25 protein-coding genes are annotated in these 26,424 nt (G+C 57.7%); 10 read left to right on the forward strand and 15 right to left on the reverse strand.

Annotation, left to right across the window (positions count from 1 at the left end; all coding sequences use genetic code 11):
* Positions 1-4: 4 nt before the first annotated feature.
* Entirely contained in the window at positions 5-1,213 is a 1,209-nt protein-coding gene (locus tag RUE5091_RS15215) for a winged helix-turn-helix domain-containing protein (protein ID WP_058282769.1), read from the forward strand.
* A 3-nt stretch (positions 1,214-1,216) separates the two neighbouring features.
* Here the strand turns inward: RUE5091_RS15215 and RUE5091_RS15220 are convergent, their stop codons facing one another.
* Positions 1,217-1,915 carry a fumarylacetoacetate hydrolase family protein gene (locus tag RUE5091_RS15220; RefSeq protein ID WP_058282770.1) on the reverse strand — a complete coding sequence of 233 codons (699 nt, stop codon included), beginning with the start codon at positions 1,913-1,915 and terminating at the stop codon, positions 1,217-1,219.
* Between the two features lie 542 nt (positions 1,916-2,457).
* On the reverse strand, positions 2,458-2,892 hold the full coding sequence (gene hpaR / locus RUE5091_RS15225; protein ID WP_058282771.1) for a homoprotocatechuate degradation operon regulator HpaR: 435 nt from the start codon (positions 2,890-2,892) through the stop codon (positions 2,458-2,460).
* A gap of 236 nt (positions 2,893-3,128) precedes the next feature.
* Here hpaR and RUE5091_RS15230 point away from each other — a divergent pair, with 236 nt between their 5' ends.
* Together RUE5091_RS15230 and RUE5091_RS15235 are read left to right on the forward strand one after the other, a co-directional pair.
* On the forward strand, positions 3,129-4,541 hold the full coding sequence (locus tag RUE5091_RS15230) for a pyridoxal phosphate-dependent decarboxylase family protein (protein ID WP_058282818.1): 1,413 nt from the start codon (positions 3,129-3,131) through the stop codon (positions 4,539-4,541).
* Between the two features lie 10 nt (positions 4,542-4,551).
* Entirely contained in the window at positions 4,552-5,322 is a 771-nt protein-coding gene (locus RUE5091_RS15235) for an HpcH/HpaI aldolase family protein (RefSeq protein WP_058282772.1), read from the forward strand.
* Positions 5,323-5,326: 4 nt separating this feature from the next.
* Here the strand turns inward: RUE5091_RS15235 and RUE5091_RS15240 are convergent, their stop codons facing one another.
* Positions 5,327-6,469 (reverse strand): DUF3095 domain-containing protein, encoded by a 1,143-nt coding sequence (locus RUE5091_RS15240; RefSeq protein ID WP_058282819.1) that lies wholly within the window; start codon positions 6,467-6,469, stop codon positions 5,327-5,329.
* 141 nt (positions 6,470-6,610) lie between these two features.
* Between RUE5091_RS15240 and RUE5091_RS15245 the strand changes: the two genes are divergently transcribed.
* The 4 genes from RUE5091_RS15245 to RUE5091_RS15260 all read left to right on the forward strand — a co-directional run bounded on the left by RUE5091_RS15245 (position 6,611) and on the right by RUE5091_RS15260 (position 11,066).
* A complete protein-coding gene (locus tag RUE5091_RS15245; protein WP_058282820.1) occupies positions 6,611-7,783 on the forward strand; it encodes an MFS transporter in 1,173 nt (390 codons plus the stop codon).
* Positions 7,784-7,816: 33 nt separating this feature from the next.
* Positions 7,817-8,854 carry a glycosyltransferase family 4 protein gene (locus RUE5091_RS15250; protein ID WP_058282773.1) on the forward strand — a complete coding sequence of 346 codons (1,038 nt, stop codon included), beginning with the start codon at positions 7,817-7,819 and terminating at the stop codon, positions 8,852-8,854.
* A gap of 110 nt (positions 8,855-8,964) precedes the next feature.
* Positions 8,965-9,987 carry an aspartate-semialdehyde dehydrogenase gene (locus tag RUE5091_RS15255; RefSeq protein WP_058282774.1) on the forward strand — a complete coding sequence of 341 codons (1,023 nt, stop codon included), beginning with the start codon at positions 8,965-8,967 and terminating at the stop codon, positions 9,985-9,987.
* A 161-nt stretch (positions 9,988-10,148) separates the two neighbouring features.
* On the forward strand, positions 10,149-11,066 hold the full coding sequence (locus RUE5091_RS15260) for an endonuclease/exonuclease/phosphatase family protein (protein ID WP_058282775.1): 918 nt from the start codon (positions 10,149-10,151) through the stop codon (positions 11,064-11,066).
* Between the two features lie 53 nt (positions 11,067-11,119).
* Here RUE5091_RS15260 and RUE5091_RS15265 read toward each other — a convergent pair whose 3' ends face one another.
* On the reverse strand, positions 11,120-11,656 hold the full coding sequence (locus RUE5091_RS15265) for an SRPBCC family protein (protein ID WP_058282776.1): 537 nt from the start codon (positions 11,654-11,656) through the stop codon (positions 11,120-11,122).
* Positions 11,657-11,762: 106 nt separating this feature from the next.
* Complete coding sequence (locus tag RUE5091_RS15270; RefSeq protein WP_058282777.1) at positions 11,763-12,413, reverse strand: carbonic anhydrase; 651 nt, start codon at positions 12,411-12,413, stop codon at positions 11,763-11,765.
* A gap of 108 nt (positions 12,414-12,521) precedes the next feature.
* Here RUE5091_RS15270 and RUE5091_RS15275 point away from each other — a divergent pair, with 108 nt between their 5' ends.
* The 3 genes from RUE5091_RS15275 (at position 12,522) to RUE5091_RS15285 (ending at position 15,127) form a co-directional block, all read left to right on the forward strand.
* Positions 12,522-12,947, forward strand: a complete 426-nt coding sequence (locus tag RUE5091_RS15275; RefSeq protein ID WP_082643674.1) for a hypothetical protein — start codon at positions 12,522-12,524, stop codon at positions 12,945-12,947.
* A gap of 63 nt (positions 12,948-13,010) precedes the next feature.
* Positions 13,011-14,393 (forward strand): leucyl aminopeptidase family protein, encoded by a 1,383-nt coding sequence (locus RUE5091_RS15280; protein ID WP_058282778.1) that lies wholly within the window; start codon positions 13,011-13,013, stop codon positions 14,391-14,393.
* Entirely contained in the window at positions 14,390-15,127 is a 738-nt protein-coding gene (locus RUE5091_RS15285) for a C40 family peptidase (protein ID WP_058282779.1), read from the forward strand. Before RUE5091_RS15280 ends, RUE5091_RS15285 begins: the two co-directional genes overlap by 4 nt.
* Here RUE5091_RS15285 and RUE5091_RS15290 read toward each other — a convergent pair.
* The 10 genes from RUE5091_RS15290 to RUE5091_RS15335 all read right to left on the reverse strand — a co-directional run bounded on the left by RUE5091_RS15290 (position 15,124) and on the right by RUE5091_RS15335 (position 26,034).
* Positions 15,124-15,474: a DUF2794 domain-containing protein gene (locus tag RUE5091_RS15290; RefSeq protein WP_058282780.1), complete on the reverse strand. Its 351-nt coding sequence runs from the start codon at positions 15,472-15,474 to the stop codon at positions 15,124-15,126. The two genes, RUE5091_RS15285 and RUE5091_RS15290, sit on opposite strands and share 4 nt — an antisense overlap.
* A gap of 76 nt (positions 15,475-15,550) precedes the next feature.
* Complete coding sequence (locus RUE5091_RS15295; protein WP_058282781.1) at positions 15,551-17,215, reverse strand: ABC transporter permease; 1,665 nt, start codon at positions 17,213-17,215, stop codon at positions 15,551-15,553.
* A 119-nt stretch (positions 17,216-17,334) separates the two neighbouring features.
* Positions 17,335-18,555, reverse strand: a complete 1,221-nt coding sequence (locus RUE5091_RS15300; RefSeq protein WP_058282822.1) for a phenylacetate--CoA ligase family protein — start codon at positions 18,553-18,555, stop codon at positions 17,335-17,337.
* A gap of 19 nt (positions 18,556-18,574) precedes the next feature.
* Positions 18,575-19,408 carry an ABC transporter ATP-binding protein gene (locus RUE5091_RS15305; protein ID WP_058282782.1) on the reverse strand — a complete coding sequence of 278 codons (834 nt, stop codon included), beginning with the start codon at positions 19,406-19,408 and terminating at the stop codon, positions 18,575-18,577.
* A gap of 71 nt (positions 19,409-19,479) precedes the next feature.
* A complete protein-coding gene (locus RUE5091_RS15310) occupies positions 19,480-20,763 on the reverse strand; it encodes an ABC transporter substrate-binding protein (RefSeq protein ID WP_058282783.1) in 1,284 nt (427 codons plus the stop codon).
* Positions 20,764-20,836: 73 nt separating this feature from the next.
* Positions 20,837-21,913 (reverse strand): branched-chain amino acid ABC transporter permease, encoded by a 1,077-nt coding sequence (locus RUE5091_RS15315; protein ID WP_058282784.1) that lies wholly within the window; start codon positions 21,911-21,913, stop codon positions 20,837-20,839.
* A gap of 3 nt (positions 21,914-21,916) precedes the next feature.
* Positions 21,917-22,174 carry a hypothetical protein gene (locus RUE5091_RS15320; protein WP_058282785.1) on the reverse strand — a complete coding sequence of 86 codons (258 nt, stop codon included), beginning with the start codon at positions 22,172-22,174 and terminating at the stop codon, positions 21,917-21,919.
* Positions 22,175-22,177: 3 nt separating this feature from the next.
* On the reverse strand, positions 22,178-23,164 hold the full coding sequence (locus RUE5091_RS15325) for a branched-chain amino acid ABC transporter permease (protein ID WP_058282786.1): 987 nt from the start codon (positions 23,162-23,164) through the stop codon (positions 22,178-22,180).
* Between the two features lie 29 nt (positions 23,165-23,193).
* Positions 23,194-24,012, reverse strand: coding sequence for an ABC transporter ATP-binding protein (locus RUE5091_RS15330; RefSeq protein WP_058282787.1), 819 nt, complete (start codon positions 24,010-24,012; stop codon positions 23,194-23,196).
* A 78-nt stretch (positions 24,013-24,090) separates the two neighbouring features.
* Positions 24,091-26,034 (reverse strand): AMP-binding protein, encoded by a 1,944-nt coding sequence (locus RUE5091_RS15335; RefSeq protein ID WP_112297183.1) that lies wholly within the window; start codon positions 26,032-26,034, stop codon positions 24,091-24,093.
* Between the last annotated feature and the right edge of the window lie 390 nt (positions 26,035-26,424).

Consider the following 26,424-nt stretch of genomic DNA (forward strand, 5'->3'; position numbering starts at 1 on the left):
GCCTGTGGCGCTGCGACGGCTGGACAATAAAACGGCCCGTACCCTGTTCATGGATCGCCATGCGCTGGCCGAGCCGCCTTCGGGCGGGGCGAAAGGTGCGGATTTGTTGGCGCTGATCTACCGGCTGGGCTTTGTGCAGCTGGACAGTATCAACACCGTGGCCCGCGCCCATGACATGATCCTGTACTCGCGCAGGCCATCTTATCGCACCAAGAACCTCAAGCACCTTTATGAGCGTGACAAGGCACTGTTCGAACACTGGACACACGACGCCGCTGTGATCCCGATGGAATTTTACCGTCATTGGCATCTACGGTTTCAACGCGACGCGGCTCTGTTGAAATCCCGCTGGAAAAACTGGCGCCGGGATGGGTTTGAACAGCAGTTTGCCACCGTTCTGCAGCATATCCACGACCACGGCCCGGTATCGTCGTCGGACGTGGGCAAAGACGAAAAGAAGGGCTCGGGCGGTTGGTGGGACTGGCACCCGTCGAAAACAGCGCTGGAGTTCCTGTGGCGATCGGGTGCGTTGACAGTGATTGGCCGCAACGGGTTTCAAAAACGATATGACCTAACCGAACGGGTCATCGACACTCATCTGTGCCCGGGCAACATGGTTTGCGACACCAAAGAAACTGTGGATTGGCTGTGTAACGCGGCGCTGGATCGGTTGGGATTTGCGACACCCGGAGAACTGGCCGCATTCTGGGACACGGTTAGCGTTAGCGAGGCTAAAGATTGGTGTAATAAGGGTCTAAAACAAGGGATTTTGGAGGAAATAGAAATCACTTGCGCCGACGGAGGAAGGCGGAAGCTGCTCGCCCGCCCAGATTTGGCTGAGAGCGATCCACTCTCACCCTCCGGTCGCATCCGGGTGCTCAGCCCTTTTGACCCGATGCTGCGCGACCGCAATCGGGCCGAACGCCTGTTCGGGTTCCACTACCGGATCGAAGTCTTTGTTCCCGCCGCCAAACGAACCTATGGCTACTATGTGTTCCCTCTGCTGGAAGGCGATCGGATGATCGGACGGATCGACATGAAAGCGCTGCGCGACCGAGGTGTCCTATTTATCAACGCGCTGTGGCCGGAACGATCGGTGCGTTGGTCCGATGCGCGGACCCGCAGACTGGAATCCGAACTGGATCGAGTCCGTCGGTTTGCTGGATTGGACGTCGTTGAATTTGCCGCTGACTGGCTGAAAGACCCTAAATAGGGGCTATGTCGCGCCTCCCAGTTTCAGTTGGATCGGCTGCAACCCGTCAATCCCACCCTCGATCACATCGCCAGCCTTTACCGAACCAACCCCGGCAGGTGTGCCAGTCAGGATCAAATCTCCGGGGCGCAGATGATAATATCCAGACAGATGGCTGATAATCTCGTCGATTTTCCAGATCAGCTCACTCAGCGTCGCATCCTGACGAATGTCGCCGTTCACACTCAGATGAATGCGCGTGCCGTCTTGTGGTGACCAGTCTGTAGCAGAAGTCAGTGGGGCAAACACCGCGCCGGCCTCTAGGTCCTTGCCCAGATCCCAGGGGCGCTGCTTGTTGCGTTCACGAATCTGCAGATCGCGGCGGGTCATATCCAGAGCACAGCCATAGGCATAAACGGCTTCCCAGGCCTGCGCGCTGCTGGCACGAAAGACGGGTTTACCGATGGCAACAGCCAGCTCCATCTCGTAATGGAAATTCTCTGTCCCCGGCGGATACGGCACGGTTGCCCCAGTCAAAACTGCGTTGGGCGCGGATTTGGTGAAATAAAACGGGGCCTCTCGGTCAACCTCATGCCCCATTTCCGCGGCGTGGGCAGCATAGTTGCGACCCACGCAAAATATCCGCCCGACCGGATAGGCTGCATCCTGTCCCTGCACCGGAATTGCAATTGGATCGGGAAGAGAAAACAAACTGTCTGACATCGCTGCCCCCTAATCTATCAGGCAATGCGCATCTTACTGCGGTGATCTGTGGTAACAAGTCGCCCTTTACCTCGGATCGCGCTGAAAAACCCGCAATATAGCCTAACAAACAGCTAAGCCCCGATGGCTGTTGTTCACAATCCGGGTGCATCACCTTGGAAAAGGCTGGGACAGCTCTAAGTTGAATACTGGCAGAGCGGCCAATGCTGGCAAATCGGGGTGCCGCACGCTCTGACCACCACTCGCAAAGACGGCGGGGACCCAAGCACCCGCCGCCACGTCAAGACATCCTCTGGGGTCGCAAACCAAGCGGCACTAACGGGTGCGAATATTTCAGAGAACTATGGCCAAAGACGTTACCCCCAAGGTCTTTGCCCCAGAATGCCGGTCATATTACAGATCAGCGCGTTCTCTGAAACGCGGGTCGGACCGTCGGGACCTATCCGTCGCAACCGGCCTCGGGCCAGGCAAATAATCCAGTACACGTCTGGCCGCCCCGTCAGAGACAACACCGGTCTCTGGCGGGGTTCGAATAAGGAAGGTCACGTTTCCAAATCGCGCAATTCGTTCAACAGGTCCAGCAGGGCCTCATGCCTGTCGGGGCCCAGTTTGGTGCGCAGGTCTTCGGCCAGATGAACTGTCACCTGGATATTGTCCTGGATGATCTGCCGCCCCTTGGCTGTGATATCAACGATCTGACGGCGCTTATCGCAGGGGTGCGCCCGTCGCAGGATCAGGCCCTTGGCCTCAAGCTTTTGCAGGATACGGGTGAGGCTGGGCAACAGCAGACAAGCCCGATCCGCAATATGGGTCGGCTCCTGCGGGCCTTCCTCATTCAGGACACGCAGCACGCGCCATTGCTGTTCAGTGACACCAACATCCGCCAGCATCTTGCGAATGGGCCCCATGACCCGTTCCCGCGCCCGCAGCAACGCAATGGGCAATGAACGTGACGTCAATGGTACATCATTGGTCATACGAAATTCTTGCCGAAATCCACTGATACTGCAACGGGACTAGCAGTTTTTCTGGCTGTTTTTACGTATTTAGCGTCGAATTGTCACCTTGAGACCGCGAAATTTTGGCTGTGCTGACCGTTCCGGCGACGGAAATCAAGCGAAAGATCGTTGACCTTCTGCGCGCGTTGCTCATCACTATGAGCAACGCAAATCCAGCCGGGAAAGTCCCGCACCAAACGATGTTGAGGATCGCGATGAAATGGGATGAGTTTTCGGACTGGGGTAAAAAAATATCCGAATGGGCGCAGGACTATCACCTGACCGTAGGTGACAAACCGGTGCGCGCCCAGACCGAACCGGGTGATATTTTGAACGCCCTGCCTGCCCAACCACCGGAACAGCCACAGGCGATCGAGGATATCTTCAGCGATTTCGAAGACATTGTGATGCCCGGAATCACCCATTGGCAGCACCCTCGGTTTTTTGCCTATTTCAACTCAAACGCTTCGGCCCCGTCTGTGCTGGCCGAGTTTCTGGCCAGCGCCATCGCGCCGCAATGTATGCTTTGGCAGACCTCGCCCGCCGCGACCGAGATGGAGACGCGGATGATGGACTGGCTGCGGCAGGCGCTAGACCTGCCCGAAGGGTTCGCCGGTGTCATTCAAGATTCCGCGTCCTCGGCAACGCTGGCTGCTGTGCTGACCATGCGGGAAAAGGCGTTGAATTGGCAGGGCAATCATCAGGGGTTGTTCGGACAGAAACCGCTGCGCGTCTATTGCTCTGCCGAGGTTCATACGTCGGTAGACCGCGCCATCTGGGTGGCAGGGATCGGGCAGGACAATCTGGTTCGCATTCCAATCAAGGGGGATTGGCGCGGGATGGATTCTGAGGCTTTGGAAAGGGCAATTCAGTCCGATTTAGATTCTGGTTTGCAGCCTGCTGGTGTCATTATGTGTGTGGGCGGAACAGGAACCGGCGCCACCGATCCTATCGATGAATGTCTGAAGGTCGCGCAGAGATACGGGCTTTATACGCATGTGGATGCGGCTTGGGCCGGGTCGGCGATGATCTGCCCGGAATATCGCCATTATTGGCCCGGAGTAGATCAGGCCGATAGCATCGTCTTCAACCCACATAAATGGCTAGGCGTGCAATTCGACTGCTGCGCGCATTTCCTGAAAAACCCGGATGATCTGGTGCAGACGCTGGCTATAAGCCCGGAGTTCTTGAAGACTCATGGAAAGGACGGAATCATCAATTACTCGGAATGGTCCGTGCCGCTTGGCCGTCGGTTCCGTGCGCTGAAACTCTGGTTTGTGATGCGCGCCTATGGGTTGGAGGGGCTGCGCGAGCGGCTGCGCAACCATGTGAACTGGTCCGTCGACCTGCATGATCGGCTGGCGGCCGAGTCGGATTTCCAGATTACTACCCAACCGATGTGGTCACTGTGGACATTTCGCTATGCGCCCGACGGACACCCCGATCTGGACGCGCTGAACTTGCGACTGGTCAATGCCATCAATGACGATGGCCGCATTTACCTGACCCAAACGCGTGTGGACGGTAATATGACGATCCGTTTTCAAGCCGGTCAGTTCGAAACCACCGAAGATGATGTTCGGATGGCCTATGATGTCATCACTGAAATCGCTCGCTCATTTAGCTAGAGGTCCCGCCATGTCTGCATCCGAAAATCCGTTTAAACAGGCTCTAATTAGCGGAAACCGCGTGATTGGCTGCTGGAACAGCTTCGCCGAACCCGTCGCGACCGAGATCATGGGTACCGCCGGATTCGACTGGCTGGTGATCGACGGTGAACATGCCCCAAACGACATCCGATCGATCCGTGATCAACTTATGGCGCTGGCGGCCAGCCCGACTCATCCGGTGGTGCGTGTGCCCGTGGGTGATACGGCGCTGATCAAAATGGTGTTGGATGTCGGTGCGCAGACCATTTTGGTGCCAATGGTAGAAAGTGCCGAACAGGCGCGGAACTTGGTGCGCGCCTGCCGTTATCCGCCCGAAGGCGTACGCGGTGTCGGTGCAGGGGCCGCACGGGCGACTGGCTATGGGTCAGTCACGGATTACATTCAAACGGCGGATGCGCAGATTTGTTTGTTGGTACAAGTGGAAAACCGCGCCGGGATGGCAGCATTGGACGATATTCTGACGGTTGACGGTTTTGATGGTGTGTTCATCGGCCCGGCGGACCTGTCCACCGACATGGGCTATCAAGGCAACAGTGCCGCGCCCGAGGTGCAGGCCACCATCGCCGACGCTATTGCACGCATCAAAGCGGCCGGTAAGGCGCCTGGAATTCTGGGCACCAATGATCTGGCAAACCAGACCTATATGGACATGGGCGCGCAGTTTCTGGCAGTGGGAATCGATGTGATGCTATTGGCGCAGGCGGCGCGGGCCTTAGCGACCAAATGGAAAGTGAAGTAACGCCTTAGCCCTGCATCCCGGCAGCGGCCTGCGCGTAACCGCCCGAGGCCCCGTCGACGAAATGCACATGATCATCGCGCGTGGCCGAGGGCACAAAACAGGTCATCATCGCTTCGTCCTGCGCATGCAGGCCATAGCGGACCTTGCCCTGCCCGCGCGCCTGCTCCAGCATTATTTGGATTTGCGACAATGTGGTCGGATCGCAATCCAGCGTCATTTTCAACCCATCATCGAATTTGCGGAAATCAGCGTTGCGACTTACCATGTGTTTGTAATGCTCGGGGTCGAACTGACCCAATTGCTTGCCGGTCTTGAACAGCAACGCAATCAGCAGGTTTTGCCCCAACAGTTTGAGCTTTTGCGCTAACAGGTTGCGTCCGGCCCGTGAAACTCGGGCATCCAACTCAGTATCCGGTGGCGGCCAATTGATCGGTGGGCCGTTTTCCGGCACAGGGTGACCTGCGCGCTCCAACCGCTCGGCCGCGGACAGGACAGATTGGGCCAGGTCGGCAAAATCGCTTTCGGTCGCTTTGGATGTCGGCTGCACCACGACCGAGACGATCATTCCATGCCGCGCCCTACTGTTGGACCAGCGGCAGGACAAGCCCGTTAGGTCGGGCTGAGCACCCGGATCCGCGAGCGGTACTTCGAACCGACCTTCTTTCATCTGCGCCTCGGTCCAGGCCAGCCCGCCACCCGAAAACATGGCGTAATCCACCCCATCTGAGGGCGCATAGCGTGCCACCCGCAGGTCTTTACCTACCGAGCGGATTTCCGAAACGGGCACCAAAGCCCCACGCAACGTGATTGAAAACTCTTCGTCCGCCCAGCGCCGCAGCTGGGCCAGCACCATGCGAGCCGTATCAATTGCGCTGGCGGGTATGGCGAATCCGGCTCCGTCGCCGCCAAAAACGTAAGGAAACTCTTGCCCTTTCAACCCGTTGATCATGCCTGAAATTACCGCCGCGCCGACCATATTGACCGTTTTATAGCGCCCCTTGGCGATCTCACCGGTGGAATCAACGATATCGGCCACGCCCAGCGCCCAGTCATCGGGCACCGCCGTAAACCGCGCGGGCTGGGCCAGGCGAGTAAAGTCCCTCTGCAGGGGAAGGCTGTCATAAAAGGCGGCCTGTGCGTCTTTCATCTGCACCTCGGGGTGATGGGTAATTGTTAAGATAGCCCGAATGTGAACACTGTCCGGTGAAAACATCATAGCACACATGCTTGTGTGATGCATCGCGACGTGCCAAGCATTTCCGCGCAGGCTGAAGAAAAGGGGCGTTTAATGCAGGCAAGTCTGGTGGTTTTGTGCCTGGGCTATGTGCTCAGCCAGTTCTTTCGCGCCTTTCTAGCAGTGCTCAGCGTCGATTTGGGCCGCGACATCGGCGCCACGCCTGAAGATCTGGCCTTTGCCTCGGGCCTTTGGTTTCTGATCTTTGCCGCCATGCAACTCCCGGTAGGTTGGGCGCTGGACCAGATCGGGCCGCGCTTGACAGCAGCCGTGCTGCTGTTGGTCGGGGGCGCGGGTGGTGCAGTTCTGTTCGCCGTGGCGAACACGCCGTTTCATATCGCCATTGCCATGGGCCTGATCGGGATCGGCTGCTCTCCGGTGCTGATGGCATCTTATTACATCTTTGCCCGCGAATACCCGCCGGCGCGCTTCGCGACTTTGGCCGCGGTGATGCTGGGCGTCGGGTCGGTGGGCAATCTGGTCGCGTCATACCCTACCGCACTGGCGGTCGAACTGGTCGGATGGCGGGCGACGATGTGGGTATTGGCGCTGGTCTCGGGGGCCATCGCGCTGGGCATCTGGATCGTCGTGCATGATCCCAAACGGGTCGAGACCGAACACAGGGGGTCTGTGCTTGACCTGTTGAAAGAACCCGCACTCTGGGCAATTCTGCCTTTGATGTTGGTGGCCTATGCACCCTCGGGCGCTACGCGTGGGCTGTGGGCCGGGCCGTACTTGAGCGATGTTTTCTATCTCAGCACCACTCAGATCGGGACGGCAACCCTGATCATGGGCGCGGCAATGATTGCAGGCACCTTTGTATATGGGCCGTTGGACCGGATGTTGAGCACACGGAAATGGGTGATTTTCGGTGGCAATTCGCTGGGTGCGGTGGCGCTGGTCCTGTTGAGCCTGTGGGTCGACAATGCGGTCTGGGTCTCCGTGCTGCTGATGGCGGTGTTCGGCTTTCTGGGGGCCAGCTTTCCGGTCATCATGGCGCATGGCCGGGCTTTCGTTGCTCCGCATCTAGTGGGACGTGGCATGACTCTGCTGAATCTGTTTGGTGTTGGGGGTGTTGGTCTGGCGCAATTTGTCACTGGACGCATCCACGCAGCCACGGTGGACATCAGCCCAACCGCACCCTACACAGCAATATTCGGCTTTTTCGCGGTCGCGCTTGCCATCGGATGCGTGATCTATCTATTCAGCCGCGACAGCATGGATTGATCCCGCTTCGGATCGTCCGACATGGAGAGCTCAATGCAGGATATCGAAGTTCTGGCGCCGAACCTGAAACATAGCCTTTCGGGTGTGACCACAACTGTTATCCGGCTGCTACCCATCCAGGCAAAGATGATCAACATCCGCGCCACGGGGCCGGGACTGTCCGAAAATATTCCACATATTCGCCTTTGGAAGACTCTGTTTTTGCCCAATCGCAAACCCATTGTCTGGCATGCGCGCCGCAACACGGAAATGCTGATGGGGCTGTTTCTAAGGTCCGTGTTTCGCCGCCACTACAAGCTGCTGTTCACATCTGCCGCCCAGCGCGACCATTCGGAATTTACCAAAAAACTGATCTCGAAAATGGATGCTTTGATAGCCACCACACCGCAGGCGGCCTCGTTTCTGGAACACCCGTCAAAGGTCATCATGCATGGTGTTGATACGCAGATCTTCCACCCGGCCGAGGATAAGGAAGCACTGCGCGCCAAGCTTGGATTGCCAACCGGGACGCTGATAGGGTGTTTCGGGCGTATTCGGCCCCAAAAAGGCGTCGATCTGTTGGTTGATGCAGCGATCAAGGTGCTGCCATCCTTTCCCGATGCCAAAGTCGTCTTTACCGGCAATGCCACGAAAGAATTCGAAGCCTTCCAGCGTGAACAGGAAACCAAGCTGGAACAGGCCGGGCTGGCCGACCGTGTCCGGTTTCTGGGCGAACGCCCGTGGGAAGAGATCGTCGAAACCTATCGCGCGCTGGATTTGTTCGTCGCCCCTGCCCGCCATGAAGGGTTCGGCCTGACCCCGCTTGAAGCGATGGCATCAGGCGTTCCGGCCATCGCCTGCCATGGCGTTGGCGCCTTTAGCGCGCAGATTCAGGATGGTGTAACCGGTCGTCTGGCGGAAAGAGACAACGTTGATGCGCTGGCCGAGGCATTGCAGTGCATGCTGAGCGACCCGGAGAAAATGGCCGCCGCCGGAACCGCCGCCCGCCAGCATATCGAACAGAATTTTCGAATCGAGGGCGAGGCAGAAGAGATCGTCAAGGTATACCGATCCCTGTTAGCGCAAGACTGAGACCAGAATCGCCTCAAATCGCCGTCATCCTCGGAATATTAACGCGATTCCTCTTTTTTCTTCGCTGCAACGCGGCTATGAACGCGCGTCCTTAACTTTGGAGACATGAAATGGGCTATCGCGTCGTTGTCGCCGGCGCCACAGGTAATGTGGGCCGCGAAATGCTGAACATTCTGGCAGAACGCCAGTTTCCCGTCGATGAACTTGCCGTGCTAGCAAGCCGTCGTTCGCTGGGAACCGAGGTAAGCTTTGGCGACAAGACACTGACCACCCAAGATATCGACTCCTTCGACTTCACCGGCTGGGACATGGCGCTGTTCGCCATTGGCTCAGACGCAACCAAGGTTTACGCCCCCAAGGCGGCTGCGACTGGTTGTGTGGTGATCGACAACTCGTCGCTCTATCGCTACGACCCGGACATTCCGCTGATCGTGCCGGAGTGTAACCCGCAGGCGATTCACGACTATAAGAACAAGAACATCATCGCCAACCCCAACTGCTCGACCGCGCAGATGGTTGTCGCGCTGAAGCCGTTGCATGACCGCGCGCGCATCAAGCGTGTTGTCGTGTCGACCTATCAGTCGGTCTCGGGTTCCGGCAAAGAAGGGATGGATGAGCTATGGGATCAGACCAAGGCCATCTACAACCCCACCACCGAAGTTGAACCGAAGAAGTTCCAGAAGCAGATCGCCTTCAACGTCATTCCGCAGATCGACGTCTTCATGGAAGACGGATCGACCAAGGAAGAGTGGAAGATGGTTGTCGAGACGAAAAAGATCGTCGACCCGTCGATCAAGGTCACCGCAACTTGCGTGCGTGTACCGGTCTTCGTCGGTCACTCTGAGGCCGTGAACATCGAGTTCGAGGAATTCCTGGACGAAGACGAAGCCCGCGACATCCTGCGTGAAGCTCCGGGCATCATGGTGATCGACAAGCGTGAGGATGGCGGATACGTCTCGCCCATCGAATGCGCGGGTGATTTCGCCACGTTCATCAGCCGTATCCGCCAGGACTCGACGGTTGAAAACGGCATCAACCTGTGGTGCGTGTCTGACAACTTGCGCAAGGGCGCGGCGCTGAACGCGGTACAGATCGCTGAACTGCTGGGCCGTGAAGCCCTGAAAAAGGGCTGATCCGATCAATCGAATGTGCCATGTCGGATGACGTGGCACATTCCACCTCTGCCTGTTGACAAAGACAGGCTGGCTTGTCACCAAAATGTTGCGCTTTGATAGCAAGACATGTGACTCAGCAAACCACATGCATTGCCCGCACAAAGCGACAGAGGCAGAGCATGCGATTCTTGACCAAAAACGGGATTGTACGAAATCTGTCCATTGGCTGCGCGAGCATGCTGATGGGACTGGTTGTCATTGGCTTTACCGGGCCATTCATTGCCGCCGGGGACTCTTTTGCCCTGTTTCGCCCTCTGGCGGGTGTATTATTGATACCCTGCGCCGTGGTTTTGCTGTGCTTGCGAGCAAGATACTTCGCTTTGAGCTCAACAGCTGTTGCCATCATCGCCATAGGATCAATTGCTACCAGCTATGCTGCGCCGTCTGAGGATTGCAAAGGCACCTGCCTTACTTTGTATCAAAAGAACCTAATGAGCAAAGCCTGGCCACGCTATTCGTTGGCCGATGACATTTTAGAGTCCAATGCCCAGATCGTGACCTTGCAGGAAGTATCCAGTCACAATCGCCAGTACATGGGCAACATGTTTGAGCACTACCCGGCAAAAACGATTTGCGAGTTTCGCCCCGAACAAAACGTCGCCATCCTGACGACATTGCCAATTGTCGAAAATTCCGAATTTTGTCTGAAAGGCTATGGGCTTGTCGGCGTTCAGGTCAAGGCACCCGGCGGTGGCCCGATATGGGTCGTTTCAGTTCACTTGAATTGGCCATTTCCTTACAAGCAATCCAAACAGAGTCAGGTGATTGCTGACCGCATTAAAAAGCTTGAAGGCCCGGTTCTGATTGCCGGCGATTTCAATATGGTGCCCTGGGGTGAAAGCGTACAGCGGATCGCAGCGGCCGCAGACAACCAAAGCTTCGGAACCATCCTGAACACACATAACCGTGGCAGCTGGCAGGTTCCCTTACCAATAGACAACCTTCTGTTTCCAAAAGGAACGACCGGAACGGTCGAGCTGCGCCCCTTTATGGGGTCAGACCATCTTGGAAAGCTCGCCCGCATTCGGATTGAATAATCTGCGTACTCGTTCGGCATGATCGAACAGACGTAGAACCATGTTGCCGAAATCTAGTTGTTGCTTTCCACCAATTCCTTTAAATTGCTCAATCCTCGTTCGTAATCCCCACCGACCCATTTATCCATCATCAGTCCCATCCAACGCGCCATAGGGTTCAGACCAAGATCGGATTCAAATCCCCAGGTCACTTGAGTCTGATCGCCTTCGGGCGCCAGTTGAAACAACGCCGACGCAGTGCCCCTTGGCCCGAAATCCAACGCGGTTTTGACGGTCTGATCTGGAAGGCTTTCGATGATTTCCTGCGTGCCGCTACCGACCTGCCGATGCTCAGAACTCCAGCTCAGGGTATTGCCCACCCCGGCTTCGGGTCCGCTATAGGACAGTTGCGTTTCCGGATCGTGCGACAGCCAAGGTGACCACTTCTCGGTCTCTTGCATGGAATTCACATAAGGAAAGATGGCGCTGGCCGGGGCCTCAATGGAAACGCTGCGTGAAACGACGGCCTTTCCGGGCAGCAGGTACGAGCCGACGACCAAAAGCAAAACAAGACAAATCAGAATAAGAAAAATACGTTTGATAACTCGCATATTGCGTCCTCTATCCAAATCCGGATCAGGCCAGTATATCAAAAAGGGGCGCAGAATCAGAGACCTGATCCCCCACCCTTTGTTCTTCGAAAGCTACCGGCGTCGGTCAGACGACCACGAATTTTTTTTCCTGCGGGTCATAGCTTTGGAGCCCGCCCTCACCGATATCGGTCCACAAGCCATGCAGGCTAAGCGAGCCATCCTCAACCGCCGCAGAGATGAACGGGAAGGTCATCAGGTTTTCAAGCGAGGCGACAACCGCTTGGCGTTCGAACTGACGCGCCTGTTCAATGCTGTCCTCGATATCGGCCACTAGGTCGTATTTCGGCTTCAGGATGTCCATCCAACGGCCAACAAAGCTGTCTTTTGCTTCCAGTTGTGGGGCCTGCCCCTTGCACATGTCGATACAGCCCTGAACCCCGCCGCATTGTGAATGGCCCAGCACAATCAGATGCGCCACTTTCAGCGCAGTGACCGCGTATTCGATCGCGGCACTGGTGCCGTGGTGATCACCGTCCGGGGCGAAGGGGGGCACAAGGTTGGCGATGTTGCGGTGAATGAAGAAATCCCCCTGATCGGCACCGAACATCGACGTCACATGCACCCGGCTGTCGCAGCACGAAATCACCATTGCCCGCGGGCGTTGTCCCTCGGTAGCCAGACGGCGGTACCAGACTTGATTTTCAGCGTATGTGGTGGCTTTCCAGCCGTGATACCGCTTGACCAGATAGTTCGGCAGAGGTTTGGCGTGATCCATTTGAAAGTCCCTGATTTGTTCGCTGGGGGCTGCTCTACCCCGAATTCGCAGAAAATTCGAGCGATTATCCCCTGTGAATGCAAGGTTTTGCAAAGGAATTCGCAGTCAATGTCACGTTATGCCGTGGGGGCATTAAGAATTGGGGTAAATGTGGTGGATAAGATACTCACGCTTGAACACAAGGAAACCGTCCGTCTGGACCCGGATCGGCTGAACGGGCTGTACCGGCAACTGGGCGACAAGAACGCACTGGACGTGCTGTGCCGCACGGTCGAAGAACTGGCTGTGCGCCTGTCGAATTGCGAACGGTTCTGGCGGCAGCGCGATTGGGCCGGGCTGCGTAAATGCGCACGGTCGCTGGTGGCCATCGCGGATCAGATCGGCATGGTTGCACTGGCCCGTGTTGCCAGGGATGTGGCGCAATCAGTGGACGCGAGGGATGCCGTCGCGACAGGTGCCACCCTGTCCCGGCTGATCCGCGTGGGTGAAAAATCGTTGACCGTGATCTGGGATCAGCAGGACCTTTCGGTGTGACGGGGCTTGCGGACAAGCCGTGGGCGGCTAGGCTGGGCGAAAATCGAACAAGTCGAGATTTCCATGACCCTGTCCTTCGCTTCGCCTTCAGACCTTTCGCTACCGCTGCATGTCATTGCGCAAACCGACCTAGACGGTTGGCTAAACAACCACCCGGACCGTGTGGCAACCTGGATCAAGGCAAGTGGCTTTACCGGCGCTTTGGGTCAGGTGGCCCTGATCCCTGGGCCTGATGGAGCCCCGTATTTTGCGGTGGCGGGGTATGGCAAGACGACAGGACGCGCGCGCAGGCGCTTTCCCCTGGCCGCCGCGGTTGAATCCCTGCCTGAAGGCACCTATCACATCGCTTCGGGCGTCCCGCCCGAGGCGATGGATACCGAATGTCTGGGCTGGTTGCTGACCGGCTATGCATTTGACCGCTATGCCAAGCAATCGCCGTCCAAGGCTCGGCTTGTCGCACCCGATGGCCTAGACGCAACACAGATCGAGGTTCTGGCCCAGGCCGAGGCCCTGACCCGCGATCTGGTCAACACACCCACCGCGGATATGGGCCCGGACCAGTTGCAGGCCGCCGCCGAGTCACTGGCGCAGGAATTCGGAGCCTCGTGCGACGTGATCAAGGGGCAGGACCTACTGGATCAAAACTTTCCGATGATCCACGCGGTTGGTCGGGCCTCCACGCAGGATCCCCGGCTGATCGAGATGAACTGGGGCAGTGCCGGCCCCAAGTTGACGCTGGTTGGGAAAGGCGTGTGTTTCGACACCGGGGGGTTGAACCTGAAACCCGGCAACTCGATGGGTCTGATGAAAAAGGACATGGGTGGATCGGCGAACGTGCTGGGTCTGGCCAGAATGATCATGGCGCTGGATCTGCCGCTGCAATTGCGTGTGCTGATCCCGGCGGTTGAGAATTCAGTGGCTGGAAACGCCTTTCGCCCCGGCGATATTCTAACTTCACGTAAGGGTTTGACGGTTGAGATCAACAATACCGATGCCGAGGGGCGGCTGGTGCTGGCCGATGCGCTGACGCTGGCGGACGAAGGCAAACCGGATCTGGTGATCTCGATGGCCACGCTGACGGGTGCTGCGCGGGTTGCCGTAGGTCCCGATCTGGCGCCATTCTACACTGATGACGATAGTGCCGCCGCTGCCTTGGCGCAGGCAGGTAAGCAAGCCGCTGATCCGGTCTGGCGGATGCCGTTCCACGAACCTTATGAAGCGATGATCGAACCCGGCATTGCCGATCTGGATAATGCGCCTCCGGGTGGGTTTGCGGGCTCGATCACTGCCGCGTTGTTCCTGCGCCGTTTTGTAGGCGATAATCGCTACATGCATTTCGACATCTATTCCTGGCAGCCCAGCAAAGCCCCGGGCCGCAGCAAAGGTGGCCTCGGTCAAGGTCCCCGCGCCCTGCTGACTGCCCTGCCCGAGATGCTGGACCTATGACTCAACAGCGTATCATAACCCCTATCGCCGATCTGTTGCGCCGCCCGGATGGGCCACGGGACCGACAGCTTTTGTTCGGCGAAACAGTTGCCGTGGCCGAAACACAGGATGGCTGGAGCCGGATCGCCGCAGATAAGGATGGGTACCAGGGTTGGGTGACCTCGGATCAGTTGGGGCCGCCAGTGCCCGATACGCACTGGGTCACGGCCCCAGCAACCCATGCCTATGCGCAGCCGGATATGAAAAGCCCCGATCAAGTGTCATTGAGTTTCGGCAGCAAGGTGCAAGTCCTGTCCGAACAGAACGGATTTCTTGAGACTGAACTGGGGTTTATTCCCGCCGTGCACGCTAAGTTTAACGCGACCCGACTGACCGATCCGGTATCCGTGGCCGAGCTGTTTTTGGGCACCCCATATCTGTGGGGCGGCAACAGCCGTTTCGGGCTGGATTGCTCTGGGTTGGTGCAGGCTGGGCTACTTGCCTGCGGTATACCCTGTCCTGGCGACAGCGGTGATCAGGAACGTGAACTGGGCAAAGCCCTTCCCGCTGGAACGGAACCGAAACGCGGCGATCTGTTGTTTTGGAAGGGTCACGTCGCCTGGATCTATGGCGACAACATGTTGCTGCACGCCAATGCCTATCACATGGATGTGACGTTTGAGCCGATGGATCAGGCAATCACGCGTATTCTGGAACAAGGTGACGGACCGGTGACCGCCCATAAACGTCTTTAATCAAGGTCAACCGAACGGATCAGCTTACGCTCCAGCACCCTTAGAACCGTACGCAAATCCTGGCCGCGTTTCAGGATGCGGCCATCCATGCCAACCACTGAATACATCCCTTGCCTTTGCCGAAAACGGGGATGTTTCTCGACCCGGTAAATCGGGTGTTCCGCCGTGCGTCGAAAGATGGAAAAGACCGCCATGTCTCGCAGGTTGGAAATTCCGTAATCGCGCCATTCTCCGGCGGCGACCATCCGGCCATAGACGGACAGAATATGGGACATCTCGTGCCGGTTAAACGCGACGGGCATCTGGGCCGAGTTTGCAGAAAACCGGCTGGGAGGCTGCATGTTCATACCCCAAGCCTTGCCGGAAATGGCGTTTGAATCAAGCCCAAGCACAAAATGGTGTGATATTTTGGTCTGCTGTGTGCTAGCGCCGCCCGACCTGACGGCAGATCAGGATCACCGGCAGCAACCCCACCGCAAGGATCACCAACGAAGGCACGGCGGCACCCTCTAACCGCTCATCCGAGGCCAACCGATAAGCCTGCACGGCCAGCGTATCAAAGTTAAAAGGGCGCATGATCAGGGTGGCGGGAAGCTCTTTCATCACGTCGACAAAGACAATCAGCAGCGCCGTCAGCAGAGAGGGTGTCAGGATCGGCAAATGCACCCGTCTCAACGTTCCCAACGGGGTCTGGCCAAGCGACCGGGCAGCAGCGTCCATATTGACATGCACCGTGCTTTGCCCGCCTTCATAAGCGCTGAGCGCCGCGGCCAGAAAGCGCACCATATAGGCCGCGATAAGCAGCCAGATAGACCCGGTGACAAGCAACCCAGTCGAGATATCGAAGGTTTCGCGCATCCACGCATCCAGCGCGTTGTCGAAACTGGCGAAAGGCACCAAAAGGCCCACCGCGATCACGCCACCCGGTACTGCATAGCCCAACCGCGCAACATATCCCGCTGTAGCTGACCCTTTGCCCGGGCGCAGCCGTTGATAAAACCCGATGCATATGGCCGCAAACACGGTCACAACAGCCGCCGTGCCCGCCAAAGTCAGCGAGTTCTGGATAAACCCGATATAGCGCCGCGACAGCAGGTTTTGTTCCGATTCAAGCCCCATTTGAACCAAAATGAACACCGGCAGCAAAAAGCCGAGCAGCACCGGAATGGCACACAGCGTGAACCCCGCAACGGCAAACCACCCCTTTATCTGCTGTGCTGGCAGCGGAGCATGGCTTTTGCCCGCCTGGTAATATTTTGCCTTGCCCCTCCGGGTACGCTCGATCACCGCCAGCATCAACGCAAAGCCCAGCAGGCACATAGCCAACTGCGCGGCGGCAGCGCGGTCTCCGATTGAAAACCAGCTGGTGTAGATACCGGTGGCAAAGGTCTGGACGCCGAAATAGGCCACGGTGCCGAAATCGGCGATGGTCTCCATGATCGCGAGCAGAACCCCTCCGGCGATCGCCGGGCGGGCCATCGGTAGGGACACATGCCAAAACGCCAACCACGGGCTTTTGCCCAGTGCCCGCGCGGCCAGAAAAGCAGTCGAGCTTTGCTGCAGAAAGGCGGCGCGTGCCAACAGGTAGACATAGGGGTACAGCACCAGGATCAGCATCACTGCCGCCCCCCCGGTCGAGCGGATCTCGGGGAACCAATAGTCGCGCGGGCCCCAACCGGTCACCTCGCGCAGGGTGGTCTGAACTATACCGGGGTGATCCAGAATGAACGTGTAGGCATAGGCCAGAACATAGGCCGGAAAGGCCAGTGGCAGGACTAGGGCGATCTCAAGAAAGCGGACACCGGGAAAGCGGGTCATCGTCACCAGCCAGGCAGCGCCTACCCCGATGGACAGAGTACCAAGGGCCACCAGAACCACCAAAATCAACGTCGTCAGCGCGTACCCAAGCAGCACCGTATCCAGCAGATGCGAGATCGTTTCCGTCCCGCCCGTCACCGCCGCCAGAACAACCGCCATCATCGGCAGCAGACAGGCAGCTGCCACCAGATAGGCCACAATGGCCACCACCCGGGTGCCAAACACGCCCCGATTGCGCGTTCCGTGTTCTGAGTATTCGATTTCGGCCATGTTTCCGGTATTACAGACAAAGGCGCAGGTTCCGCCTTTAATCGACTAAAACGCTAAGAAACACCAGTGGGCGGGGAAACAATTCTGCGGCACAAACTGCCGCAGAGACCTTTGTCGGACTATTCGTAAACGCGCTGATCCTCGATCACCAAACCGTCTTTGGGCAGAGTTCCGGGGGCGACGACCTCGATCGCGCCTTTCAGTTTCAACACCTCGACCACGGATTTGGCATAGGTCACGTCATCCTCACGCGGGCTTTCGATCTGTACGGTCATTGTGTCCATTTCCCCCTGCCGCGCAGCAATGACGCGGGCTTTGACGATCTCATCATGCTTGTCGACCAGCGCGGCCACTTGTTCGGGGCGCACAAACATGCCTTTGATTTTGGTGGTCTGATCAGCCCGGCCCATCCAGCCTTTGATCCGCGCGTTGGTACGGCCACAGGGCGATTGCCCCGGTAGAATGGCCGAAAGGTCACCGGTGGCGAACCGGATCAGCGGATAGTCGGGGTTCAACGAGGTCACTACGACCTCACCCACCTCACCCTCGGCCACCGGAGTACCGGTGCCGGGCGTGACGATCTCGACGATCACATGCTCGTCGATGATCATCCCCTCGATCGCGGGGCTTTCATAGGCGATATTACCCAGATCAGCGGTCGCATAGCATTGCAGGCAGGAAATGCCCCGGTCAGCGTAGTCCTGTCGCAGCGATGGAAACAGCGCCCCCCCCCCCACAACCGCTGAGGAGAAGTTGAGCTGCACGCCCATCTCATCCGCTTTGTCCAGAATGACCTTCAGGTAATCGGGTGTTCCTGCGTATGAGGTACAGCCCACATCCCGTGCCGCAGTGACCTGCAGCTCAGTCTGACCGGTGCCGGCGGGCAGAACGGCAGCCCCAACGGCCCGCGCACCGCTTTCGAAAATCATCCCTGCTGGCGTCAGGTGATAGCCAAAACAGTTATGAACAATATCACCGGGCCCTACTCCAGCCGCATGCAGGAACCGGCCCATGCGCCACCAGTCGGGATCGGTGCTGCCGGGTTCATAGATCGGGCCGGGGGATTGGAACACATGGTGAAAATGCCGCGCCGGTGTGACCGTAAACCCGCCAAATGGCGGGCGCGCCGCCTGTGCCTGGGCCAGATCGGATTTGCGCAGCACCGGCAGTTTTACCAGATCCTCGGCCGCGGCAACGGCATTGCAATCAACCCCTGCCAGATGCGCCTCAAAACCGGGTGCGGACAAGGCCCGCTGAATTTGAACACGCAGCGCTTTCGCCTGATCGGCAGCGCGCTGGTCAGCTGAACGGGTCTCGAGCGCGTCGTAGTAATTCGTCATGACCAGATCCTCCATCCGCTTACAGCCACCTCTTGCGGCGGCGGTATGAGCGCACGTCGCGGAAGCTTTTGCGCCCTTCATCGGACATGCCCAGATAAAACTCTTTAACATCCGGGTTTTCGCGCAGATCGGCCGCCGGGCCGTCCATCACCACGCGACCAGATTCCAGAATATAGCCGTAATGTGCAAACCTTAGAGCCACATTGGTGTTCTGTTCGGCCAGCAGGAAGGACACGCCCTCTTTCTCGTTCAGATCCTTCACGATGCCAAAAATCTCTTCGACCAGTTGCGGCGCAAGACCCATCGAAGGCTCGTCCAGCAGGATCGTTTCCGGCCGCGACATCAACGCCCGACCCATCGCCACCATCTGCTGTTCCCCGCCTGAGGTATAGCCCGCCTGCGACCGCCGCCGTTCTTTGAGGCGTGGGAAATAGGAATACACAAGTTCCAGGTCCTGCTGGATCGCCGCGTTACCATCTTTGCGGGTATAGGCCCCGGTCAGCAGATTTTCCTCAACCGTCAGATGTTCAAAGCAATGGCGGCCCTCCATCACCTGAATGACGCCCTTTTCCACAAGATCGGCCGGATCGCTTTCATGCACGCTGGTGCCGCGATAGATGATCGTGCCCTTGGTAACCTCGCCCCGTTCCGACTGCAGCAGATTCGACACCGCCTTGAGCGTCGTGGTTTTGCCCGCCCCGTTGCCGCCCAACAGCGCGGTGATCCCGCCCTTGGGCACGGTCAGGCTGACGCCTTTCAGCACGAGAATGACGTGGTTGTAGATCACCTCGATATTGTTGACCTCAAGCAGGGTCTCGGCCTGTACATCGGTGGTTTGTGCCGCATCCAGCATCAGTGAACCCTCATGCCATGTTTTCTAAGTGTGGGGCGGCGGTCTGCCGCCACCCCGATTCTTGTCGGGCCTTAGTTGCAGCGCCCTTCGAGGTTGTTTTCCGATGCGTAAGCTGCGGAATCTTCGTCGATCAGCGCGCCGATCACTTCACCATCGGTGGGTTTGAAGTCCGAGATGAGCGACCATGTTTTGTTCGCCGCGTCCCACTGCGTCACACCGACCAAAGCGTCGCCGCCGTGGTTCGTGCATGATACCGAGAAGGTCGGACCAAAGTTCGGCAGGCCCAGATCAGCCATTTTTGCCTCGGTCATCTCAAGTGCTTCCATTCCGTCACGCATCTCGGCTGGGGTGATGTCGGCATTGCCCGACAATTCCTGTGCCTTTTTGATAGCTTCGGCGGCCAGCACAGCTGCATAGAGACCGCGGTTATATAGAACCGTCCCAACCTGATCGCCTGCGCCCGCAGCTTTGCCAGCATCGACTACATATTGCTGCAGGTCGTCAAAGACTGGGAAATCCGTGCCCACATTGTGGAAGGTCAGAGCCTTATAGCCATTCGCGGCCTCACCCGCAGGCACAACATCATTTTCCGATCCGGACCACCAGATGCCGATGAAATTCTCCATTGGGAAGCGAATGTTCGCGGCTTCTTGCACCGCAACCTGATTCATCACGCCCCAGCCCCACATCAGGACATAGTCTGGACGGTCACGCCGGATCTGCAGCCATTGCGACTTCTGCTCCTGACCCGGGTGATCCACAGGCAGAGCCGCCAGCTCAAAGCCGTGCTTCTTGGACAGTTCTTCCAACGTGCGGATCGGTTCCTTGCCATAGGCCGAGTTATGGTAGATCAGCGCGATTTTCTTTCCGCTCAGGTCGCCACCGTTTTCCTCAAGCAGATAGTTGATCGCGCCCGAGGCTCCGTCCCAATAGTTGGCCGGGTAGTTGAACGTGTGGCTGAAAACGTCGCCATTCTTGGCGGACGTCCGACCATATCCCATCGTGTGTAGCGGAATATTGTCTGCAGTCACTTTTGGGATCAACTGATAGGTGATGCCCGTTGACAGCGGTTGATAGACCAGCGCGCCTTCACCTTTGGTGGACTCATAGCACTCCACTCCTTTTTCGGTGTTATAGCCGGTTTCGCATTCGACCACGCGGATCGGCACGCCGCCAATCCCACCATCCCGCTCATTTAGCATCGTGAAATAGTCGTTGTACCCGTCCGAAAACGGAATGCCGCCAGCAGCGTATGGCCCGGTGCGATAGCTGAGATCCGGGATCACAAGATCCGCCAGTGCAGGTCCTGCTGCCATCAGGGCGCTCAGCGCCGCGGTTGCGAGTTTCAATTTCATCGGGTGTCTCCTCCCTTGGTTGGTCCGATGTTAGGGTCGGGCTTTGCACCCGTTATCTGATTGGGCCTGCCCCTTAGTGCGGGAACGGCCAGAGTCTGAGTTTCTCTTTCGCCACGCGCCAAAGCTGCGCCAGGCCATGTGGTTCAAGGATCAGGAACATGACGATCAGCGCGCCGACGATCACCAGCTGCAGATGCGCCACGATATCGGTAGGCCAGCCCAGCCAGTCCGCGCCAACTACTTTCAGCACCACGGGCAGCAACACCAGAAACGCAGCCCCCGCAAATGAACCGAATATAGAGCCTAATCCACCGATAATGATCATGAACAGCACCAGAAATGATTTCTGGATGCCAAAGACCTCACCCACTTCGACCGCGCCCAGATAGACCGCAAAGAACAGCGCGCCGGCGATACCCACAAAGAACGAACTGGCGGCAAACGCAGTCAGTTTGGCCTTTAGCGGGTTCACCCCGATAATCTCGGCCGCGATATCCATGTCACGGATCGCCATCCAGCTGCGCCCGGTGGTTCCACGCGTCAGGTTGCGCGCGATCAGGGCGCTGACAGCCAGGAAAATCAGGCAGAATAAGTAGGTTGCCCAGGCCGGAGCATTCGGACCGGTGATGATGATGCCAAACACGTCCCGTTCAGGCGCGTTGATCTGACCCGAAGCCGAGTAATTGTAGAACCACGGCACCCGGTTGAACAACCACACCAGAAAGAACTGCGCAGCCAGTGTCGCCACCGCCAAGTAGAACCCCTTGATCCGCAGGCTTGGTAGGCCGAACAACACGCCGACAATGGCAGTGATCCCGCCGGCCAGGATGACGTGGATAAACATGCTGACATCCGGGAAAGCGGTCATCAGCTTGTAACAGGCATAGGCCCCCACGGCCATGAACCCCCCGGTGCCCAGGCTGACCTGACCGCAATATCCCACCAGAATGTTCAAACCGATCGCCGCAATCGCGTAAATCAGAAACGGCAACAGCAGCGCGTTGGCCCAGTAATCATTGATAAGGAACGGAATGATCCCAAAGGCCACCGCAACCACGACATAATACCGATACCGGTCGAACTTGATCGGGAAGGTCTGGTTGTCATCGACGTAGGAAGTTTTAAAATCCCCAGCCTCACGGTAGAACATGACTTACTTCTCCCACTCTTCCTGCGCCCGGTTGCGGGCCTCGGTATTCAGTTGGTTCGTGCCCTTGGCGTAGCCGCTCGCCTCGGAATTGCGCACCAGTTTCATGTAGGCCAGAACACCCGTGATCAGCCCGGCAAAGGCCAGAATCGCGGCGACCACCAATTGGCTTTCGGTCAGATCTTCCGAAGTGACGGCGATATAGCCAAAGGCCCAGAACCCGGCCCATGCGATCACGTTGATGATGGCGATCAGCTTGGTCATGCCCTACACCCTCTCGATAATTTTCTCACCGAAGAGACCTTGCGGTCGGAACACTAGGAAAATCAGCGCCAGAACATAGGCAAACCAGTTCTCGGTCGCGCCACCGACCAGCGGGCCGATGGCGAACTCGAACAGCTTCTCACCCACACCGATGATCAACCCACCGACGATGGCCCCGGGGATCGAGGTAAACCCGCCCAGCATCAGCACCGGCAGCGCCTTTAGTGCGATCAGCGAGAGCGAGAACTGTACGCCTGATTTGGTGCCCCACATGATGCCCGCGACCAGGGCCACGAACCCGGCCACCGACCAGACCATGATCCAGATGAAATTCAGCGAGATACCCACCGACAGCGCCGCCTGATGATCATCAGCCACCGCACGCATCGCCCGGCCCTGCTTAGTGTACTGGCTGAACGCCACCAAGGCCGCCACCAGCAACGCTGCGATCACGGTCGCCACAATATCCAGATTGTCGATGAAGAAGCCGTAACCGAAGATGTTAAAAGTACTCTCGTCGATCCACAGGTTGATGCCCTGCGGCAGGCCCACATCCAATGTCTTGATCTCGGACCCCCACATCAGGTCGGCGACGCCTTCAAGGAAATAGGCCAGCCCGATAGTGGCCATGAACAGGATGATCGGCTCTTGCCCCACCAGATGGCGCATGACGAACCGCTGTACCGCCCAGGCCAGCAAAACCATCACGCCCATGGTCATTAAGATCGCCAGCAGCGCCGGAACGGTCCAACCGAAATCATGCACATGGGTGCCGAAGGTCGCGTTGATCAGGTGCGCAAACGGCACCTGCCCGTTCATGATCCCTACTAGCGTCATTGCCGCAAACAGGGCCATAACCCCCTGCGCATAATTAAAAATCCCCGAGGCTTTGTAGATCAGCACAAACCCCAGCGCGACCAGCGCATACAACACCCCGGCCATCAGACCGTTGAGGATGACCTCCATCGCGAATACGAGTTGTTCAGGCATCTGCGCCTCTCCCCATGTCTGTCCGATGCTCAGTCATGACTGACCCCCAGATAGGCGTCGATGACATCCTGGTTGCTGCGCACCTCATCCGGGGTGCCGTCTCCGATCTTCTTGCCGTAATCCATCACGACCACGCGGTCGCTCAGATCCATCACCACGCCCATATCGTGTTCGATCAGCGCAATGGTGGTGCCGAACTCGTCATTCACGTCTAAGATAAAGCGGCTCATGTCCTCTTTCTCTTCGACATTCATGCCCGCCATCGGCTCATCCAGCAGCAGCAGTCGGGGTTCCGCCGCCAGGGCGCGGGCCAGTTCGACCCGTTTCTTCAAACCGTAGGGAAGGCGGGATACCGGCGTCTTACGGATGTGCTGGATTTCCAGAAAGTCGATGATCTTTTCCACCGCCTCGCGGTTTTCGACCTCTTCTGCCTCGGCCTTGCCCTTCCAGCAAGCCTGCTGGAAGATGTTGGTTTTCATAAAGTTCAACCGCCCGGTCATGACGTTATCCAGCACACTCATGCCTTCAAACAGGGCAATGTTCTGGAAGGTCCGGGCGATGCCCTCCCGGGCCACTTCATAGGGGCGCATCGGCGGGCGTTTCGATCCATGAAACCAGACCTCGCCCTCTTGCGGGACATAGAACCCCGAGATCACGTTCAGCATCGAGGACTTGCCTGCGCCGTTCGGCCCGATGATGGCGCGGATCTCACCCTCGCGAATGTCGAACGAGATATCCTTGATCGCCACCACACCGCCAAAGCGCAGGGTGATGTTCTTCATCTCCATCACCACACCGCCGATCTTACGGCCGTCTTCGGTGACATATCCTTCGGAGTTATCCAGCATCAGTCACTCCCTGACTTACGCAAAAACGGGACGGCGGGCGGGGCGATGACCGCAGGTCGAGCGGCGCTCGGCGACCCATCATTCCGCCGCCACCTTGTGTTGCGCGACCGAAACAACCGGCGCATCGACGATCTCAAGCGTCGCGCTGATCGAGCCCTTACGGCCGTCCTCATAAGTCACTTCGGTTGTGGTAGAGATCTTCGTCGATCCGTCATAAAGCGCAGCGATGATGTCGCTGAACTTGTCCTCGACAAACCCGCGCCGTACCTTTCGGGTCCGGGTCATCTCGCCGTCATCCGCATCCAGTTCCTTGTGCAGAACCACAAAACGATGCACCTGACAGCCCGACAGCATCTCGTCGGAGGCGACTGACTTGTTCACCTCTTCCACATGGGCCTTTATCGTCTCTAACACGCGGGGATGACCCGCCAATTCCTGATAGGACGCATAGGCGACATTGTTCCGTTCTGCCCAATTCCCTACTGCCGTCAGGTCGATATTGATGAAAGCGACGCAACGGTCCTTGCTATTGCCGAACAGCACGACCTCAAGAATATCGGGATAGAACTTCAGCTTGTTCTCAACATATTTCGGCGCGAACATCGACCCGTCGGCCATTTTGCCCACATCCTTGGCACGGTCGATAATGCGCAGATGACCGGTATCTTCCTCGATAAAGCCGGCATCCCCGGTGGCCACCCAGCCCTCGGCATCCTTGGTCGAGGCAGTGGAATCCGGATTCTTGAAATACTCAACGAAAACCCCGGGTGAGCGATAGTGAATTTCACCCTTGTCATCGATCTTCAGCTCAACGTCCGGCGCAGGTACACCAACCGTATCCGCGCGCACCTCCCCATCAGGTTGTACAGTGATAAACACGGTGGCCTCGGTCTGACCGTAAAGTTGTTTCAGATTGATGCCGAGTGAGCGGTAGAAATCGAATATCTCCGGCCCGATCGCCTCACCGGCTGTATACCCCACCCGGAATCGGCCATATCCCAGCGTATCCTTGAGCGGACCGTAAACCAGCAGATTGCCCAGCGCGTATTTCACGCGGTCGCCAAAGCCCACGGGTTTGCCGTCCAGCAGCAGCCCGCCCACTTTTTTGGCGTGCGCCATAAAATGATGGAACATGCGCTGCTTCAGCTTGCCCGCGTCCTCCATCCTGATCATCACATTGGTCAGCTGCGTCTCGAAGACACGCGGAGGGGCGAAGAAATAGGTCGGCCCGATCTCGCGCAGGTCGGTCATCATCGTGTCTGCACTTTCGGGACAGTTCACGCAGAACCCGCACCAATAGGCCTGACCGATGGAAAAGATAAAATCGCCCACCCAGGCCATCGGCAGGTAGGACAGGATGTCTTCGTTCCGGTTCAAATGATCGAACTCGGCGGAATTCTTAGCACTTTCAATGACGTTGCGGTTCGACAGAACCACGCCTTTGGGCTTGCCAGTGGTGCCCGAGGTATAGAGCATCACGCAGGTATCGTTATAGGTGATCTCGGCGATGCGTTTGTCCAGTTCCGCATCGAACCGGGCGTGACCGGCACGGCCTTCGGCCATTATGTCATCCAGCGCATTCATCTGGGAATGGTCGTATTTCCGCATCCCCCGCTTGTCAGTATAGAGGATGTGTTTGACCTGATGCAGGTTTTCCTGAATTTCGATGACTTTGTCGACCTGCTCTTGATCACCGCAGACGACGTATTTCGCGCCGCAATGCTCCAGCACATAGGCCATCTCTTCGGCAACCGCGTCCTGATACAGCGGAACCGGCACCGCACCGACCATCTGCGCCGCCACCATCGACCAGTAATGTGCCGGGCGGTTGCGGCCGATCACAGCAATGTGGTCACCGTGTTCAACGCCAAGCTCCAGAAACCCCAACGCCAGCGCCCGAACTTCTTTGGCCGTCTCGGCCCAGCTCCAGCATTGCCAGATACCGAATTCCTTTTCCCGATAGGCCGGGGCGTCCGCGAACTGAGTCGCATTGCGGTGTAGCAGCGCAGCAAGGGAGTGCATCCCCGCGGCGCCCGACTGCGTCTGAGCCAATCTTCCTCTCCTCCCCATCCGGCCCCTCCCCGAGGCCGGAAAAGCGGACCCGAGGATCAACCCCGGACGCCAGCGCCCCGATTAAGGGACGCTTGCACGATCAGCGTCAACTTTTTCCTGATGTTTTCTCAATTCTTACGAATTGTAACAGGGCCGAGGGGTGATTGCATGATTTGTACCAGATGTACAAAGTTCCGACCAAAGCTGAATCTGTCCGTCTGAGCCTGCAAACCAACCAATTTTGCGATCATGCTATCATGAGTAATTCGAGGCGTTCTTCAGTCAGGATTCACTCTGATAGAAAGGGCGTTGTTGCACAGATCAGTTGCAACTCGGAACACGCCCAACCCGAGACGGAAT

This window comes from Ruegeria denitrificans (assembly GCF_001458295.1).
Taxonomy (GTDB): domain Bacteria; phylum Pseudomonadota; class Alphaproteobacteria; order Rhodobacterales; family Rhodobacteraceae; genus Ruegeria; species Ruegeria denitrificans.